14 protein-coding genes are annotated in these 17,288 nt (G+C 63.3%); 7 read left to right on the top strand and 7 right to left on the bottom strand.

What is annotated here, in order from left to right:
• The first annotated feature begins 82 nt into the window (after window positions 1-82).
• Together C6558_RS02425 and C6558_RS02420 are read left to right on the top strand one after the other, a co-directional pair.
• Window positions 83-1,021 carry a class I SAM-dependent methyltransferase gene (locus C6558_RS02425; RefSeq protein WP_025425834.1) on the top strand — a complete coding sequence of 313 codons (939 nt, stop codon included), beginning with the start codon at window positions 83-85 and terminating at the stop codon, window positions 1,019-1,021.
• Between the two features lie 107 nt (window positions 1,022-1,128).
• Window positions 1,129-1,764 carry a YitT family protein gene (locus C6558_RS02420; protein WP_025425833.1) on the top strand — a complete coding sequence of 212 codons (636 nt, stop codon included), beginning with the start codon at window positions 1,129-1,131 and terminating at the stop codon, window positions 1,762-1,764.
• 64 nt (window positions 1,765-1,828) lie between these two features.
• Here the strand turns inward: C6558_RS02420 and C6558_RS02415 are convergent, their stop codons facing one another.
• On the bottom strand, window positions 1,829-2,293 hold the full coding sequence (locus C6558_RS02415) for a carboxymuconolactone decarboxylase family protein (protein ID WP_025425832.1): 465 nt from the start codon (window positions 2,291-2,293) through the stop codon (window positions 1,829-1,831).
• A 32-nt stretch (window positions 2,294-2,325) separates the two neighbouring features.
• Entirely contained in the window at window positions 2,326-2,829 is a 504-nt protein-coding gene (locus C6558_RS02410; protein WP_025425831.1) for an Rrf2 family transcriptional regulator, read from the bottom strand.
• Window positions 2,830-2,937: 108 nt separating this feature from the next.
• Between C6558_RS02410 and C6558_RS02405 the strand changes: the two genes are divergently transcribed.
• Together C6558_RS02405 and pdeM are read left to right on the top strand one after the other, a co-directional pair.
• Window positions 2,938-5,481: a ligase-associated DNA damage response DEXH box helicase gene (locus tag C6558_RS02405; protein WP_025425830.1), complete on the top strand. Its 2,544-nt coding sequence runs from the start codon at window positions 2,938-2,940 to the stop codon at window positions 5,479-5,481.
• A gap of 47 nt (window positions 5,482-5,528) precedes the next feature.
• Entirely contained in the window at window positions 5,529-6,254 is a 726-nt protein-coding gene (gene pdeM / locus C6558_RS02400) for a ligase-associated DNA damage response endonuclease PdeM (protein WP_025425829.1), read from the top strand.
• 36 nt (window positions 6,255-6,290) lie between these two features.
• Here the strand turns inward: pdeM and C6558_RS02395 are convergent, their stop codons facing one another.
• From C6558_RS02395 to C6558_RS02375, 5 genes are all read right to left on the bottom strand, one after another.
• Window positions 6,291-6,869: a dihydrofolate reductase family protein gene (locus C6558_RS02395; RefSeq protein WP_025425828.1), complete on the bottom strand. Its 579-nt coding sequence runs from the start codon at window positions 6,867-6,869 to the stop codon at window positions 6,291-6,293.
• A 203-nt stretch (window positions 6,870-7,072) separates the two neighbouring features.
• Window positions 7,073-7,309, bottom strand: a complete 237-nt coding sequence (locus C6558_RS02390) for an Lrp/AsnC ligand binding domain-containing protein (protein ID WP_025425827.1) — start codon at window positions 7,307-7,309, stop codon at window positions 7,073-7,075.
• A 184-nt stretch (window positions 7,310-7,493) separates the two neighbouring features.
• Window positions 7,494-8,297: a TIGR02186 family protein gene (locus C6558_RS02385; protein WP_025425826.1), complete on the bottom strand. Its 804-nt coding sequence runs from the start codon at window positions 8,295-8,297 to the stop codon at window positions 7,494-7,496.
• Entirely contained in the window at window positions 8,297-9,223 is a 927-nt protein-coding gene (locus C6558_RS02380) for a sulfite exporter TauE/SafE family protein (RefSeq protein WP_025425825.1), read from the bottom strand. Before C6558_RS02380 ends, C6558_RS02385 begins: the two co-directional genes overlap by 1 nt.
• 247 nt (window positions 9,224-9,470) lie before the next feature.
• Complete coding sequence (locus C6558_RS02375; RefSeq protein ID WP_025425824.1) at window positions 9,471-13,259, bottom strand: SEL1-like repeat protein; 3,789 nt, start codon at window positions 13,257-13,259, stop codon at window positions 9,471-9,473.
• A 434-nt stretch (window positions 13,260-13,693) separates the two neighbouring features.
• On the opposite strand from C6558_RS02375, the gene C6558_RS02370 reads away from it, so the two are divergent.
• The 3 genes from C6558_RS02370 (at window position 13,694) to C6558_RS02360 (ending at window position 17,282) form a co-directional block, all read left to right on the top strand.
• Complete coding sequence (locus C6558_RS02370; protein ID WP_025425823.1) at window positions 13,694-15,490, top strand: acyl-CoA dehydrogenase C-terminal domain-containing protein; 1,797 nt, start codon at window positions 13,694-13,696, stop codon at window positions 15,488-15,490.
• 170 nt (window positions 15,491-15,660) lie between these two features.
• Window positions 15,661-16,869 carry an acetyl-CoA C-acetyltransferase gene (locus C6558_RS02365; RefSeq protein ID WP_025425822.1) on the top strand — a complete coding sequence of 403 codons (1,209 nt, stop codon included), beginning with the start codon at window positions 15,661-15,663 and terminating at the stop codon, window positions 16,867-16,869.
• Window positions 16,870-16,871: 2 nt separating this feature from the next.
• The gene (locus tag C6558_RS02360) at window positions 16,872-17,282 is read left to right on the top strand and encodes a YbaY family lipoprotein (protein ID WP_025425821.1); all 411 of its coding nucleotides are present in this window, start codon (window positions 16,872-16,874) and stop codon (window positions 17,280-17,282) included.
• The last annotated feature ends 6 nt before the right edge of the window (window positions 17,283-17,288 follow it).

The following is a 17,288-nucleotide window of genomic DNA, read 5'->3' as shown; positions in this document are numbered from 1 at the left end:
ATTATGCCCGGTTTTCAGATTCCGCTTGTGTTTTGCCCGGTCCGGCGTCAGAAGCGCTGATCGCAACCAACATCTCACATTGATGACGCTCAACCAGCTCTCCTCCGGCGACCTGATCGCCGATCGCCGCGCCGACTACGCAAAAATGCTTGCCGAGGCCGGCGAGCCCGAGAGCGCGGCCGATCTCATGGCCCAGGCGCTCGAGCGTGTCCCGGAATGGGCTGCCGGCTGGTTCCGGCTGGCGGACTATGAGGAAAAATCGGGCCGGAAAGAGGCGGCGATCGACGCGCTGCGCAAAACCTTGCGCCTCAATCCGAAAGACATTTTTGGCGCGGGGCTGAAGCTGGCGCTGCTCGGCGCGACCGAGATGCCGGAACAACCGCCGAGCCTTTATGTCGAGCGGCTTTTCGATGACTACGCCGACCGGTTCGACCAGGCGCTCGTCGAGAAGCTCGATTACAGCGTGCCGGAAAAGCTCGCTGCGCTGATCGAGACGTCAACGGCCGGCGGGCATTTCGAGCATGTCGTCGACCTCGGTTGCGGCACCGGGCTCTTCGGCGAGCGCATCCGCGAGCGGGCGGCATTTCTCGAAGGCTTCGACATTTCCGCCAACATGCTGTCGAAGGCAGAGACGAAAGCCGTCTATGACCGGCTGGCGCGGGCCGACCTATCGCTGCCTCCGGAACAATCTGATGTCTTCGGGAATTTCGCGGCAGCCCGCGCCGATCTCGTCAGTGCCGCGGACGTGCTGATGTATCTCGGCAGCCTCGATGGCGTCGCCGAGATCGTCGGCAAGCTGCTTTCCGATGGAGGCCTGTTTGCCTTCTCGGTGGAGGATGCCGGCACGGACGATGGTTTCGTCCTGCGCCCGTCGCTGCGCTACGCCCATAGCGAGGCTTATATCCGCGAGCTTCTCCAATCCCACGGCTTGGAAATGGTGGCTGTCGAGCGCACGATCATCCGCATGGATGCTGGCCAGCCGATCTCGGGCATCCTGTTTTTGGCCCGCAAGCCTGCATAAAACGCAGGGCTGGTTCGCAAAATTACGTCAGCATTGCTGACATATTTTTCTTGATTGTTTTTGTGCGTTGCAGCATTGCTTGGCGCATCGCAATCGAGGTTTTTGCCATGGCTCTGAGCAGCAGCGTTTTCGGTCTTTGGAACACCAGCCCGACCCGGCACACGCCGATCGAGGACCTGCAGGGCATCTTCTCCGGCAGCCTGATCGCCGCGCTCGGCCTGTATTTCCTGGCAAGCGCCGGGTTGCTCACCGGCAGCACCGCCGGCGTCGCCTTCCTGCTGCATTACGCGACCGGCGTGAACTTCGGCCTCGCGTTCTTCCTGCTCAACCTGCCGTTCTTCTATCTCTCGCTGAAGAGGCTTGGGCCGGCCTTCACGGTCAAGACCTTCATCGCCATCGGCGTGACCTCGTTCCTGACTGACATCCAGTCGCGCCTGTTCCACATCGGCGATATCCACCCGGCCTGGGCGGCGCTGATCGGCGGCCTGCTTCTCGGCTATGGCCTGCTGGCGCTCTATCGCCACCGCGCGAGCCTCGGTGGCGTCGGCATTCTCGGCATCTACCTGCAGGAGCGTTTCGGCGTTCGCGCCGGGCTGGTGCAGCTTGCCATCGACATGGTCGTGCTGGTCGCCGCCTTCGGCGTGACGTCCCCCGCAGTGGTTGCCTGGTCGGTGCTCGGCGCTGTGGTCCTGAACCTGTTCGTGGCCATCAACCACCGCGCCGATCGTTACATCGCCCTGTAGAACATCACTTGCCGATAGCCCCGAATAGACTTCGGGGCTGTGCTTTCGGCCCGCCTCGAAGGTATCAGGCGGCCTTTGCCGGCGCATCGACCGGATGCTGCGAACGCAGGCCGACGGCGACGCGATTCCAGACATTGATGACGCCGATGGCCATGGTGATCTTGGTGATCTCGGCTTCGTCAAAATGCTCTCTCAGCGGCTCGAAGTCCGCGTCGGGCGCACCGGTCTGGGCAAGGTTGGTGAGCGCTTCGGTCCAGGCGAGCACCGCGCGTTCGCGGGCATCATAGATCGGCGATTCGCGCCAGGCGCAGATCAGGTGGATCCATTGCTCGCTCATGCCGGTATGACGCGCCTCCTTCACATGCATATCGATGCAATAGGCGCAGCCGTTGATCTGCGAGGCACGCAACTTGATCAGGTGGATCAGGCGCGGCTCCAGTTCGGATTCCTTGATGATGTAGCTGTCGAAGGCTGCCGCAGCCTTGTAAGCGTCGGGAGCGGCTTTGACGAAGTTCAAACGCGGATGCATGTCTTCTCCTTCAGGTGGTTGGGATCGTTGTTTCAGGCGCCGGCGGTCGACTTGCGTTCGTTGACCGCCAGGAATGTGTTGGTCCGCGCCGAGATGCTGCCGTCATCTATGGCGTTGAGATCGGCGATGATGTCACCAATGGTCACGCGCCGAAGCTCGGCGCGGTAGGCCTGCTCGGCTTTCAGCATCGCGACGTTGATCGTGCACGCCGCCTTCGGCTTGCAGGCATAGGGATGGGGGCCGCGCAACCGGATTTCGTTGCAACGAAACGCCGGCTCCGGCCCTTCGACCGCAAGCACGATATCGAGCAGGCTGATCTTTTCCGGCAGGCGGGCGAGCCGGTAGCCACCCTTCGGGCCGGGAACCGCTTCGAGCAGCCCTGCCCCGGACATGGCCTGGAGATGCTTCAGGAGATAGCTGGTTGAAACCCCGTGAAATTCGGCGAGCGCTGCCGCCGACAGCGTGCTGCCGGGCTGAAGACAGCTCAGCATCGTCATGCTGTGGATCGCCTGCTCGACACCGTCCCCGAGTTTCATTCGCCGCCTCCATATCGTGGATATTCTTTATCCACGATTTACCGAAGAGTCAATCGCCCTGGGATCGCCGAGGCCGCGGGCTTCTCTTTTGCCGGATTTGATCTACCTTTGTTCTCCGTGAACAGGATCGATTCCCCGCGCCCGCAAGGCGACGCGTTGGCCTTGCCCGCCCCCTTCCTTCGCTGGTTCGGCGAGAAGGGCTGGCAGCCGCGCGCCCACCAGCTGGAACTTCTGGCGCGGGCGGAGGCCGGCGAATGCACGCTGCTGATCGCGCCGACCGGGGCCGGCAAGACGCTCGCCGGCTTTCTCCCCTCTCTCGTCGATCTCACCCGGCGCGGAAAAATCCCTCCGGGCTCCGCCTTTACCGGCATTCACACGCTCTACCTCTCGCCGTTGAAAGCCCTTGCCGTCGACATCGAGCGCAATCTGATGAAGCCGGTCGACGAAATGGGCCTGCCGCTTCGCGTTGAAAACCGCACCGGCGACACGCCGCAGGGAAAGCGCCAGCGCCAGAAGCTCAACCCGCCCGACATCCTGCTGACGACGCCGGAGCAATTGGCGCTGCTGCTTGCCAACGGCGAGGCAGAGCGCTTTTTCCGGGATTTGCGCTACGTCGTCTTCGACGAATTGCATTCGCTGGTCACCTCGAAGCGCGGGCACCTGCTGTCGCTCGGCCTTGCCCGGCTGCGCAGACTGGCGCCCAGGCTGCAGACGATCGGGCTGTCGGCGACGGTCGCCGACCCGATGGACCTGCAGCGCTGGCTGGCGCCGCAGTCACCCGATCGAAGCGACCATGCCGGCCTCGTGACCGTTAAGGGTGGGGCCAAGCCTGATATCTCCATCCTGCGCACCGACGAACACGTCCCCTGGGCTGGACATTCGGCACGCTACGCCATCGCCGACGTCTACGCCGCGATCAAGGAGCACGGCACCACCCTGCTCTTCGTCAACACCCGCAGCCAGGCGGAGCTGCTGTTCCAGGAACTCTGGACCATCAATGACGACAACCTGCCGATCGCACTTCACCATGGCTCGCTCGATGTCGCACAGCGGCGCAAGGTCGAGGCGGCTATGTCGGAGAACCGGCTGCGCGCCGTCGTCGCCACCTCGACGCTCGACCTCGGTATCGACTGGGGCGATGTCGACCTCGTCGTGCATGTCGGCGCGCCCAAGGGGGCAAGCCGGCTCGCTCAGCGCATCGGCCGCGCCAACCACCGCATGGACGAGCCTTCGAAGGCGATCCTGGTGCCGGCCAACCGCTTCGAGGTGATGGAGTGCCAGGCGGCGCTCGACGCCAATTACATCGGTGCGCAGGATACGCCGCCGGTCGGCAAGGGCGCGCTCGACGTGCTTGCCCAGCATGTGCTCGGCATGGCTTGTGCCGCACCGTTCGGTCCCCTGTCGCTCTACGAGGAAATCACCAGCGCGTCGCCCTATGCGTCGCTCACCTGGGAAACCTTCGAGCGCGTCGTCGATTTCGTCGCGACCGGCGGTTATGCGCTGAAGACCTACGAGCGCTATGCCCGCATCCGCAAGACCAAGGAGGGGCTCTTTCGTGTTTCCAATCCGCTGGTCGCGCAGCAATACCGCCTCAATGTCGGCACCATCGTCGAATCGCCGATGCTGAACGTGCGCATGGTCAAGCGCAACCAGCGCGGTTCGCTCGGCCGCGGCGGCATGTCGCTCGGCAAGGTCGAGGAATATTTCCTCGAAATGCTGTCGCAGGGCGACACCTTCCTGTTTTCCGGCAAGGTGCTGCGTTTCGAAGGCATCCGCGAAAGCGAATGCCTCGTCAGCCAGGCGCTTTCCTTCGACCCGAAGGTACCAAGCTATGCCGGCGGCAAGTTTCCGCTGTCGACCTACCTCGCCGAACAGGTGCGCAAGATGCTGGCCGACCCGGCCCGGCGGGCGGCACTGCCCGAACAGGTCCGTGACTGGCTGTCGCTGCAGAAGGACGTATCGATGCTGCCGCGCGAGGACGAACTTTTGATCGAGACCTTTCCACGCGGCAGCCGGCACTACATGGTGATCTACGCCTTCGAGGGGCGGCTTGCACACCAGACGCTTGGCATGCTGCTCACCCGCCGGCTCGACCGTGCCGGCCTGAAACCGCTCGGTTTCGTCGCCACCGACTACTCGCTGGCGGTCTGGGCGCTGGACGATCTCGGCGCGACATTCCAACTGCGCCGCAAGGCGCTCGCCGATCTCTTCGACGAGGACATGCTTGGCGACGACCTTGAGGCCTGGCTGAACGAATCCTTTCTGCTGAAGCGGACCTTTCGCAACTGCGCGGTCATTGCCGGGCTGATCGACCAGCGACACCCTGGCAAGGAAAAGACCGGCCGCCAGGTGACCGTATCGGCCGACCTCATTTACGACGTATTGCGCGCGCACGAGCCGGACCACCTGCTGCTGGAGGCCACGCGCAACGATGCGGCAACCGGGCTTTTGGACATCGGCCGTCTTGGGGATATGCTGAAGCGAATCAAGGGCCACATCACCCATCGCCGGCTCGACCGGATCTCGCCGCTTGCCGTTCCCGTCATGCTGGAGATCGGCAAGGAGGCGATCCAGGGCGAGGCGCAGGATTTCCTGCTTTCCGAAGCCGCAGACGACCTGATCAACGAAGCGATGGGCGGCGAGCCGCTATAGAATAGCCCCGTGTTCATGCGAACACGACAAGGACGGTGAAGAGACGCATGCACAGGCTCGCTCACGCACTATCGGCTCCGACAGACGGCACGGCGGCTTCCGCGCGCGCCATCGTCCACGGCGTCGAAGCGGTCTGCGATCCGCTCGGCAGCCTCTATCTGCCGGAGACGAGAACGCTTGTCGTTTCCGATCTGCATCTCGAGAAGGGATCGGCCTTTGCCCGGCGCGGCATGATGCTGCCGCCCTACGACACCCTTGCCACCTTGCGCGTGCTCGAAGCGGCGATAACCCGCCATGACCCCAGATTGGTCATCAGCCTCGGCGACAATTTCCATGACCGGGTCGGATCCGCGGCGATGCCCGATACCTTCCGCCACATGATCGCCGCGATGGCGATGGGACGGGAATGGGTCTGGATCAATGGCAATCACGACCCCGATGGCGCCTCGGGTCTGCCCGGCATATCGCTGGACGAATTCCGACACGCCGGCCTCACCTTTCGTCATGAACCATCGAGGGGCGAGGCATCGGGGGAAGTTGCCGGCCACCTGCACCCGGCAGCGACGGTCGTCCGGCGCGAGAAATCGGTGCGCCGCGCCTGCTTTGCTACCGATGGGAAACGGCTGCTGATGCCGGCCTTCGGCGTCACCACCGGCGGCCTCGATCTGCGCCACCGGGCAATGACCGGCCTCTTCGATCGCGCCAAGCTGGTCGCCCACATGCTTGGTCGCGATCGGATCTACTCGGTCCGCTTCACAAACCTGATCGCCTGAGGCGCACCGGACTTCACGCCGGCGACGTTCGGTGTTTCAGGCCGCAACAGGTTGCGGCGCGTAACGCAGGATCACGCTGCCGGTAGAAAGCGGTCGCGCTTCCAGAAGCGCCATCGACATCGCGTTTTCGGCACTCTTGAAGAACGGCGTGCCTTTGCCAAGCCGGAGCGGAACGACGCACAGCATGATCTCGTCGATCAGATTTTCCGGCAGCAATGAATCGACCAGTTCGGCACTGCCGAAAATATAGAGGTCTTTCGCGGCTTCCTGCTTCATCCGCCGCAGTTCGCCGGCGATATCGCTGACGACACGGCTGTTGTTCCATTCTGCCCTATCCATCGTTCGCGATGCGACGATCTTTGGCAGAGCGTTCATATAGGTCTTGACCTCGCCCTCCTCCTCGGTCGTCGACCAATAGGCGGCCATGCCTTCGTAGGTCACGCGACCGAAGACCAGCGCCTCGGTCTTTTGTCCAAACTCACGGCTGAGTTCGTCTAGTTCAGGACCCCAGGCACTGTTGTGGAAATCGAGATCCCATTTCTTCGCGCCTTCGAAGTAACCGTCGAGCGTCACCAGATTCCAGACGATGAGTTTTCCATTTTTCCGCTCTTTCAAAACTGGTTGCATAATTGAAGCAGTTTGACGATATCAAACTGATATCAAATTGCAAGCAGTTTTGACCTTCGGAAAAATCGAACAGCCGTGGGTGCTCCGCCGACGGGCTGTGCAATGATCGCGGATTGTTTTCGTACAGCGCGAGAGGCGTGCCTCACCGTCGAGCGTGAGGCCTGCCGGGTAAAGCGGGGCCGCCCGCTAGCTCAGAACGCGTTGAAGGTCAGCGTCGTCAGCGAGCGGGAGATGCCCGCAACCGTGGCAATGTTGTCGTTGATGAACTTGCCGATGTCCTGGCCTTCTTCGATGTAGATCTTGAGCAGGAGGTCGTAGTCGCCGCTCGTCGAATACATTTCCGAAACGATCTCCTTGCGGTAGATCTCGTCGGCAACCTCGTAGGTCTTGCCGGGAGCGCACTGCAACTGGACGAAAATCGCTTTCATGGAGTTTCCTCTGTTTCTGCCTTGCAGCGCCGCGCGACAAGAATGACGCGCTAAGGCCGCTGCAACGCTTTAAACTGCTGCATCGTTTTCTCCTTAAATCGATTCCGATTTAAGGAACTATTCAGTAGGCCTTCTTTACCCGTCCGGCGCCCAAAAGGGAACGTCGGCCGATTGCCGCCGAGGACTATTCCTTGCGGAAGAGCAGGCTCGCGCCCCAGCCGGTGATGACAGCGAGCAGCACGGCAAAAACGCCGTAGAACAGCGGCTGCCCATGCGCCGTCTCGGTGATCACCTGCTCCAAACCCGTCTTGACCACGCGCAGCGGCAGCGCCTTGGCGGCGACGAAGGTGCCGTCGCGGAAGAGATAGGCGCGCACAACATGCACCCCGTTCGGCACGTTGGCAGGCAGGCGCACCGACGCCTTGAACAGGCTGGAGCTGATGAACTGCACACCACCGGGATCGCGCTCATAGACGCCGCTCGTCTCGCGGATGCGGCGGAAGGCATTGCGGAACTCGCCGAGATTGCTGCCGTCGCCGACGAAGCCGAGGGGCACAAGCCGCATGTGGTCGACCCCGATGCCCATGTTGCCCATTTCACCCGGTGGGGCGATCGTCTCGATGTCACGCGTGCTCGACAGCGAATAGGATTCCGGCACCAGCTCGAAGGTCATGGAGCTGGTGTTTACCCAGATTCCGAAGACGCGTTCCTTCTTGCGCACCGTCGCATTATCCTTCGGCCCCTCGAGCGAAACGATGATGTTGTATTTGCCCTGCGCCAGGAGATTGGGATTGAAACCGTCGACCGCGCCGAAGATCGTCAGATCCGCGCCGCGGAAATCCGAGGTGATGGCGATCTCGTCGGTCGAGATGCCGATCTCCAGCTTCTCGGTGAAGTCGTTGGCGTTCTCGTCCTGCAGCTGGGCACTGGCCGGAGCGGCGAAGGAGAGCGTCAGGGCTGCGAGGGCGATATTGATGAGGCGGCGCATCAGAAGCCGAACCCCGCTGACACGACCGAATAGATGTCCTTCGGCGGAATGACGAGTTCGATTGCCAGACGAATGCCGACGGCAAGCACCAGCAGCGCCAACAGCGCGCGCAGCTGCTCGCCGCGCAGCTTCTGGCCGACCCGGACGCCGTATTGCGCACCGACGACGCCGGCAATCATCAGCACGAAGGCGAGCACGATGTCGACGGTATAGTTGGTCGAGGCCTGGACGATGACCGTGTAGGCGGAGACGAAGATGATCTGGAACAGCGAGGTGCCGACAACCACATTGGTCGGGATGCGCAGGAGGTAGATCATCGCCGGGACCATGATGAAGCCACCGCCGACACCCATGACCGACGTCAGGACACCGATGCAGAAGCCGAGGGCAGCGACGGGAATGACGCTCAGATAGATCTTCGATTTCTTGAATCGCATCTTCAGCGGCAGCCGGTGAACCCAGTTGTGCTGCCCGGGACGGCGCAGCGGCGTCGCCTGGTTCTTGGCCGCCTTGCGCATGGCGCGCACGCTCTCCCACAGCATCAGGCTGCCGACCGAGCCCAAAAGCACGACATAGAGCAGCGAGATGACCAGATCGAGCTGACCGACGCGGCGCAAGAGCGAGAACAGCCAGACGCCGACCGTTGCCCCGGCAAGGCCGCCGCACAGAAGCACCGTGCCGAGCTTGATGTCGATCGTGCCGCGCCGGAAGTGGGTGATGGCACCCGAGATCGAGGAGGCCACGACCTGGTTGGCGCCGGTCGCAACGGCAACCACGGGGGGAATGTTGTAGAAGATCAGGAGAGGCGTGATCAGGAACCCGCCACCGACGCCGAACATGCCCGATAGAAAGCCGACGGCCGCACCCATGCCGAGGATGATGAGTATGTTCACCGACAACTCTGCGATGGGCAGATAAATCGTCACGCCGGACCTCAATATGCCAACGGCCCGCGGTGCGGGCAAAAAACGTCACAGTGGCAAGTAATTCACCACGGAGGGGGGATTATCTCTGAAAGCCGACACCCCTCCCGAGGGCGAGGTGGCATAGGCTTCCGTCATGCGCTCCTGGGCCGGAGCTGTCAACCTTTTCAGCCACATGGCGTACAGCTTCGGCTCCGCGAACCGTGTCACCCGGTTCTGCGGCTTTATTGCGGCGGCAGACCCTGCCGGATCAGGAATTGCGCTTGAGCAATTCCTTCACCAGCTGGTCGGTGATTTCACCGGTCGGCTCCTGGCCGACGGATGTCTGGAAGGCCTTGATCGCGGCAACCGTCTTCTTGCCCATCTGGCCGTCCGGCTTGCCGGCGTCGAAGCCGTTATTGTTGAGGATCGCCTGGATGTTGCGAATGGCCTTGCTCATGTCGATCGAGGCGGTCTTGTTGGCCGGTCCTACCCAGGCATCCGGCACGTCGACCGTGTTCGCCTTGGCGTCGACCGCCTGCGGCTTCCATGCGTCGGCCTTGGCCTTGGCGCTCGAAAGTTGCTCGGGCTTCATCGCCTTGGCCACGTCGTCGCGCTTGGCCGCAGCATCCATGTCGCCCTCGCGGGCGGCGGCGGAAAACCACTTGTAGGATGCTTCAAGATCCTGCGGCACGCCGTTGCCGCGGGCATAGAGGACAGCCAGATTGAACTGGCTGTCGCGGATGCCGAGCTCGGCTGCCTTGGCAAACCATTTCGTCGCCTCGGCGAAATCCGGCGAGCCATCGCGGCCGCTGGCCAGCATGACCGCGAGATTGTGCATGGCGCTGGCATTGCCCTGCTCGGCGGCCTTCAGGTAGAGAACCTTGGCCTTGGCAGCGTCGCGCGTCAGACCCGAGCCTTTCTCATACATGCTGGCGAGCCGGTATTCGGCCGGCACGACGCCGGCGTCGGCGGCGCGCTGATACCATTTGGCGGCTTCCGCCAGATCTTCATTGACGCCGCGGCCTTCTGTGTAGCGCGCACCGATCTCGTAGAAAGCCAGGGGATCGCCACCCTTGGCGGCCGTCACCAGCGCAACCGGGCCGAAACCATCGGGCAGGACGACTTCGGCAGCCTTTGCGACCGGCGCAAAGGTTCCGGCCTGCGCGGCATCGACTGGGGCGGCCTGGAACGTCGAAGCGGCGACCGGCCCCTTGGCTTCCGGCACGGGCTGGAGCAACGGCGCCTGCGTTTCGTTTACCGCCTTCGTCGATGCGGATGTGTCGGCCGGTGGCGTCGCGGCGGCTGGCGTCTCAACGGCGCTTGACGGCTGCTCGACGGAATCGAGCGGCGCTTCGGGAATGGGCTGCAGCGCTTCGACCGGTGTTTCGGTCGCTACGGCGGCTGCCGCCGGTGCCTGGTCGCCCGCGACCTTGGTTGCGTTGGCGATCGCCGGCTGTTCAGCGACGGGCGCCAACTGCTGTTCGATGATCGCCACCGGTTCGGCAACGGGCGCATCGCTGCCCTTCAGCATGGCGCCGACGAGCGGATAGGACATGATCGCAAGCAGCACGGCGCCGACAGCCATCAAGATCGGGCGGCGATGGCGGGCAAAGGCACCACCAACGCCGCTGGCAACGCCACCGTCCTTGGTCTTGTTGAGCGTATCGGCTTCCTCGACCGCCAACTGCGCTGCCCGGCGGGCGGCGGCGATAAAGTCCGCCTTGTCGCCGTCTGCCGCCTGTTTGCCGCCGCGGTTCATCTGGCCGGCGCGAACACGCTCGAGAATCTTCTTGACGTCGGGAACACCAGAGCCCGGCTCGAGCAGCTGATTGGCCTCTTCGGGTGCCAGCATTTCGGATGGGTCGATGGAGGGGGCGGGCTCGACCAGTTGTCGTGCCAGCTCCTGTGCGGGCTCGGCACGCTTCCCGGAAAAGCGCCGGGTCAGGCCAGCAAGCAGGCCCGTGCGGGCGGTAGCCGGCTGTTCGCGCGCGCCATCGGGCTCGATGGTCGAAACCTGACCTTCGTCACCGGCGAACGCAGTCGCATGCGCAGATGCGGTGGCGGCGGCAATGACGCCGTCGTCTTCCGCCTGGAGCGCGCGGACGTTGCGCTGCAGATCCTGATAGCGGTCATCGAGATCGGCGCCGCTGAACGGGTCGTTGAATTCCGGTTGAGCTGCCTTGGGCATCGCAGCAATTTCGCGCGCCACCGGCGCCTCGTAATGCGCCGCGGCCATGGCGGGCTCGCGGCCCTCGATACGCTCGAGCTTGTCGGCGATGTGAACGAGGGTTTCATGCAGGGCTTCAAAGGTGCGCGCCGTGCGCTCGTCGCTGGAGCGGCTCAGATCTTCGAGCGTGCGCAGGTCTTCCGCCAGCGCCGAGATCGCCGCGAGATCGCCGCCACCGGCCGACTGAGGCATGCCCTTCCTGGAATATGCCTCCATCACCGCCTCGGCCGCCTGCCGCGCGGCCTCGACGATGTACTCGTCGCTGGTGGCGAAATAGTCTTCGAGCGCATTCATGCGGCTCTCGAATTCCACCGGCATGGCGGCACCCGCCTCACTGCGGGGCTGGCTGACCAGGGTCGACAGGTTGGCGATCTGCGCTTCGAGGTTGTGCAGCGCGGCGCGGTCGTCGAACGGCGCCGCATAGGTTTCTTCCAGCCGCTGCGCTATGCCAGCGAGGCGATCTTCAAGACGGTCGAAACGCGGATCGGCGACGGGGTGTGCGCTGAGCGTGTCGAGGTCGTCGATGCGGCGGGCGAGATAGTCGAGCCGCTCGGCCAGAGCATCGTTGACGCTGCCTTGATCGAGCGCTTCGATCTTGCGGGAGATGTCGTTGAGGTAGTTCGTCAGGTCCGGTTGGACATTTCGGTGGCTGCGCTCCATCAGCATGGAAAGCTGGTCGAGGCGTTCTTCCAGTCCGGCCGCAGCCTTCTCGCCGGCCAGATCCTCAACCCGTGCGGCCAAGGCTTCGAGGCGGGCACCGAGACCGGAATCAACAGGGCGGGACAATCCGTCGATCTGCCGCGAGAGGTCGCCGAGCCTGGTCTCCAGGCGATTGGCGAACCCGCCCTCGAGGCCGCTGGCACTGCGGCTGTTGGCGGCAATCGCCCGGCTGATTTCGTCAAGCCGCGCGTCGAGGTCAGCGAACTGCGACACGAGGCGCCGGTCGTCCGGCTGTATCTGGCGGCCGAGCATCTCGATCGCCTGGGCGACCGCAATCATCTTGTCTTCAAGCACGTCGACCGCAGAGCTGTTGCCCAGCGCCCCGATCTGCGACTTGATCTCGTCGAGACGGTAGGCCAGCGCCACCAGCTCGTCGTCGCGGTTCTGGTCAAAGGCGATCAACCGATCCTCGACGCCGTTCCAGCGGCTTTCCATGCGGCGAACGCTGTCTTCGCGCGCCAAGCCGTCGATCATCGCCCGCAGATCGTCAAAGTCGCTGCGCAGCGCATCCGCCTGGGCAGGCGACGCCTGGCGGCCGAGCTGCTGGATGCTGTCGGCAAGGCGCTGCATGTCGCCGCGCACGTCCTCGGCGAAGCTGTGGTCCTGGGCCTGCACCTTGATGCCGCGAATTTCGGCGCGCAGGGAGTTCATCTCGCGGGTGACGCCTTCGGTGATGTCGCGCTTGAGGTCCTGGCGCAATCCGACGAGTGCCTCGGCGATATCGTTGACGGCCGCCGCCGGCCGGGCGACGGGCGCACGTACCGGCTGGGGCCGTATATCGTCGACGTAACGCTCGGGCTCGCGCTGGGCCAGGCGATCCGGCTCGCGTTGCGGCAAACGGTCTCTCAAGGGTGGCCGCTCGCGCGACGTGCTAAGCGCCCGCTGGCGCTGCATGATTTCGGAGACGGCATCACGCGGGGATGGGATATCGCGGGGGGCGACACGCTCGCGCTCGACTGGACGGGCCGGCGGCTCGCGTCCCGCTCCGTTCATCAGGCCTTCGATCCGGGCTTCAAGCCCTTCAATCGTGCGGTTCAGGGCGTCCAGAGAGGGCCGCTCGCCATAGCTCTGGCTACCAGCGCGCTGAGGATTTGATCGCGATCCATTCATTGTGCTCTTCGCCCCTGTCCGTCGGCCATCTCGAAAGTCGCCACGGAAGGAAACGGCTTCCTTCACCCCTGCGGCACTTGCGACGTGGGCAAAGCTACAACAATGCGAGGACCGGACCGGTTGCAGCTTTGACCATCTCAACACGCACCTTTCATTAAACGTGGTAAACAAGCCGTTAACCGGCGCGGATTTTTTAACGATTTGACAGTGCTAGCTGATGGAGAGTGTTGTGCGGCGGCGATTTCACCGCGCCTTTTATCCGCAAGCGAAACTTCGATCGGGCGGTATTTTTGACGTTTACGCAAACGTCAAAATTTTGTAGCATCCTGCCAACGATGCGAGACCGCCCTCAGATGGCGGCGCATTCGGCATGTTGCAACCGGACGTCGGCCGCTTGGAGGCGGCGATCCGAAAGCGAAAAAGGCGAGGAAAGAATGCCCACCTACAAGGCACCGGTCGACGATACTCTCTTCATTCTGAACGACGTGCTCGGCATCGAGCGATACAACAACCTTCCCGGCTTTGCCGATGCGACGCCCGACATGATCGAAGCAATCGTCGGCGAAGCCGCCAAGCTTGCGGAAGAAGTGCTGTTTCCGGTCAATCTTTCCGGCGACCAGGAAGGCTGCAAGCGGCACGACGACGGCTCGGTCAGCGTGCCCAAGGGCTTCAAGCAGGCTTTTGATCTCTACCGCGAAGGCGGCTGGCTCGGGCTTTCGGTGCCAGAGGAATTCGGCGGCCAGGGCCTGCCCTACACGCTGCACACCGCCGTCGGCGAATATATGTCCTCGGCCAACATGGCGCTGACGATGTATCCCGGCCTGACCCAGGGCGCGATCGCTGCGATCCTCGTCCATGGCTCGGATGAGCAGAAGCGGGCCTATCTGCCGAAGATGGTGGACGGCACCTGGACCGGCACGATGAACCTGACGGAGCCGCATTGCGGCACCGACCTCGGCCTCCTGCGCAGCAAGGCCGTGCCCGATGGCAACGGCGCCTACAAGATTTCCGGCCAGAAGATCTTCATCTCCGCCGGCGAACACGACATGTCGCAGAACATCATCCATTTGGTGCTTGCCCGCATCGAGGGCGCGCCGGATGGCGTGAAGGGCATTTCCCTGTTCATCGTGCCGAAGTTCAAGCTCACCGCCGACGGCGAGCCGGGCGAGCGCAATGGCGTCTCCTGCGGCGCCATCGAGCACAAGATGGGGATTCACGGCAACTCGACCTGCGTCATGAACTATGACGAGGCGGAAGGCTACCTCATCGGCACGGAGAACAAAGGCCTCAACGCCATGTTCGTGATGATGAACGAAGCCCGTCTCGGTGTCGGCCTGCAGGGCCTGTCGGTCGCCGAAATCGCCTACCAGAACGCCGCCAACTATGCCCGCGACCGCATCCAGGGCCGCTCGCTTTCCGGCCCGAAGGCGCCGGACAAAAAGGCCGACCCGATCATCGTGCATCCGGATGTGCGCCGCACGCTGATGACGATCCGCGCCTTCAACGAGGCCGGACGCGCCTTTACCCTTTGGACTGCTCTCAAATCCGATATCGCCCACCGCTCCGACAATGACGCCGACCGCCAGACGGCCGACGACATCCTCGGCCTGATGACGCCGATCCTCAAGGGCGTCCTGACCGACAAGGGCTTCGACCACGCGGTCATGGCGCAGCAGATGTTCGGCGGTCACGGCTACATCGAAGAACACGGCATGAGCCAGTATGTCCGCGATGCCCGCATCGCGATGATCTACGAAGGTGCCAACGGCATCCAGGCGCTCGACCTCGTCGGCCGCAAGCTCGGCCTCAACGGCGGCCGTGCCGTCATGGCGCTGTTCAAGGAAATCGGCGATTTCTGCGAGGAAAACCGCGGTAACGAGAAGCTTTCCACCTACACCAAGGCGCTGAAGAAAGGCCTCAACGACCTGCAGGCGTCCACCATGTGGTTCATGCAGAACGCCATGGCCAAGCCCGACAATGCCGGCGCCGGCTCGACCGACTACATGCACCTCTTCGGTCTGGTCGTGCTCGGCTACATGTGGGCGAAGATCGCCAAGACCGCCGAGGAAAAACTGGCCTCTGGCGAAACGGCACGCGCGGACTATCTGAAGAACAAGCTGATTACCGCGACGTTCTTCATGGAGAGAATTCTGCCGGAAACGGCGCTGCGCAAGGCCCGCATCGAGACTGGCGCCGACACGCTGATGGCGCTCGACGCGGCGGCGTTCTGATTTCGCCGCGTTCCGATTTCTACTGCATGATTCCTTAAATCGGATCCGATCTAGGCGTAAAATTATGCAGCAAGTTTAAAGTGTTACAGCGTCCTTAGCGCGTCTGACGCGCCGCGCTGTAAGTGTTTGACGGGCGGCACCATCAGGTGCTGCCGAAAGGGAGATGAGACATGACGAAAGTCTTCGTTTACGACCACGTGCGCACGCCGCGCGGCCGTGGCAAGAAGGACGGCTCGCTGCACGAAGTGCCGTCCGTTCGCCTTGCGGCCAAGATGCTGGAGGCCGTGCGCGATCGCAACGGGCTCGATACGTCAACCGTCGACGACATCATCATGGGCTGCGTCGATCCGGTGATGGATGCCGGCGCGGTTATCCCGAAGGCAGCCGCCTTCGAAGCAGGCTATTCCACCCGCGCGCCCGGCATGCAGATCTCGCGCTTCTGCGCGTCGGGTCTCGATGCCGTCAACTTCGGCGCGGCGAAGATCGCCCAGGGCGCCGACGACATCGTCATTGCAGGCGGCGTCGAGAGCATGTCGCGCGTCGGCCTCGGCATGTCCGGCGGCTCCTGGTTCATGGACCCGTCCGTCAACCTGCCGGCCTATTTCATGCCGCAGGGCGTCTCGGCCGACCTGATCGCCACCAAGTACGGCTTCAGCCGCGACGACGTCGATGCCTACGCCGTCGAAAGCCAGAAGCGCGCAGCGCATTCCTGGGAAAAGGGTTACTTCAAGAAGTCGGTCGTGCCGGTGAAGGACCAGAACGGGCTGACCATTCTCGACCGCGACGAGCATATGCGTCCCGGCACCGACATGCAGGCGCTCGCCTCGCTCAACCCGTCGTTCCAGATGCCGGGCGAGATGGGCGGCTTTGAAGCCGTCGGCATCCAGGCGCATCCGGAAATCGAGAAGATCAACTACGTGCACCATGCCGGCAACTCGTCGGGCATCGTCGATGGCGCCGCGGCCGTGCTGCTCGGCTCCAAGGCCGGCGGCGAAAGCATGGGCCTCAAACCCCGCGCCCGCATCCGCGCCTTCGCCAATATCGGCTCCGACCCGGCGCTGATGCTGACCGGCCCGGTCGACGTGACCGAGAAGTTGCTTAAGCGCGCCGACATGAAGCTCTCCGACATCGACCTCTTCGAGCTCAACGAGGCGTTTGCCGCGGTCGTGCTGCGCTACATGCAGGCCTTCGACATTCCGCACGACAAGATCAACGTCAACGGCGGCGCGATCGCCATGGGCCATCCGCTCGGCGCTACCGGTGCGATGATCCTCGGCACGGTGCTCGACGAGCTGGAACGGCGCGATCTCAACACCGCGCTGGTGACGTTGTGCATCGGCGCCGGCATGGGCACCGCAACGATCATCGAAAGGGTCTGACGATGGTAGCCACGCGCCGCACGCTTCTCGGGCTGATGGGGCTGGGGCTGCTTGCAGTCTCAGCTTGCGTCTCCGAAGACGAAGGCGGCGACAGCTTCACGCTGACCGGTGCGATCTCCAATGTCGCCAACGGCCCGGTTCCGGCAGGCACCGTCACCATCCGGCTCGAGGAGCAGGGCGTGATGGATGTGGCCGCCAAGCTGATCGCCGAAACGTCCGTTTCGAGCGACGGCAAGGCAAACCGTGTGCCCTTCGTGCTGCAGGTGCCGAAGCCCGAACTCGACAAGGCCGCCGATGCCGGCTTCACCATCAGCGTCGAGCGCGACGGCAGGCTGATCGCCACCAACACCACCAAACAACGTTACAGCGGCGGATCGAATATCTCGCTGCGCATCGAACCCATTCTCTACTGAGGGGGA

This window comes from Ensifer sp. NM-2 (assembly GCF_003024455.1).
Taxonomy (GTDB): domain Bacteria; phylum Pseudomonadota; class Alphaproteobacteria; order Rhizobiales; family Rhizobiaceae; genus Ensifer; species Ensifer canadensis.
This window is presented reverse-complemented; position numbering and strand designations above follow the sequence as displayed.

Coding starts and splice junctions, on each gene's coding strand:
- C6558_RS02415 (WP_025425832.1), bottom strand. CDS start 2,293: ATGCATCCGCGTTTGAACTTCGTCAAAGCCGCTCCCGACGCTTACAAG.
- C6558_RS02410 (WP_025425831.1), bottom strand. CDS start 2,829: ATGAAACTCGGGGACGGTGTCGAGCAGGCGATCCACAGCATGACGATG.
- pdeM (WP_025425829.1), top strand. CDS start 5,529: ATGCACAGGCTCGCTCACGCACTATCGGCTCCGACAGACGGCACGGCG.
- C6558_RS02370 (WP_025425823.1), top strand. CDS start 13,694: ATGCCCACCTACAAGGCACCGGTCGACGATACTCTCTTCATTCTGAAC.
- C6558_RS02375 (WP_025425824.1), bottom strand. CDS start 13,259: ATGAATGGATCGCGATCAAATCCTCAGCGCGCTGGTAGCCAGAGCTAT.
- C6558_RS02420 (WP_025425833.1), top strand. CDS start 1,129: ATGGCTCTGAGCAGCAGCGTTTTCGGTCTTTGGAACACCAGCCCGACC.
- C6558_RS02360 (WP_025425821.1), top strand. CDS start 16,872: ATGGTAGCCACGCGCCGCACGCTTCTCGGGCTGATGGGGCTGGGGCTG.
- C6558_RS02365 (WP_025425822.1), top strand. CDS start 15,661: ATGACGAAAGTCTTCGTTTACGACCACGTGCGCACGCCGCGCGGCCGT.
- C6558_RS02385 (WP_025425826.1), bottom strand. CDS start 8,297: ATGCGCCGCCTCATCAATATCGCCCTCGCAGCCCTGACGCTCTCCTTC.
- C6558_RS02390 (WP_025425827.1), bottom strand. CDS start 7,309: ATGAAAGCGATTTTCGTCCAGTTGCAGTGCGCTCCCGGCAAGACCTAC.
- C6558_RS02425 (WP_025425834.1), top strand. CDS start 83: ATGACGCTCAACCAGCTCTCCTCCGGCGACCTGATCGCCGATCGCCGC.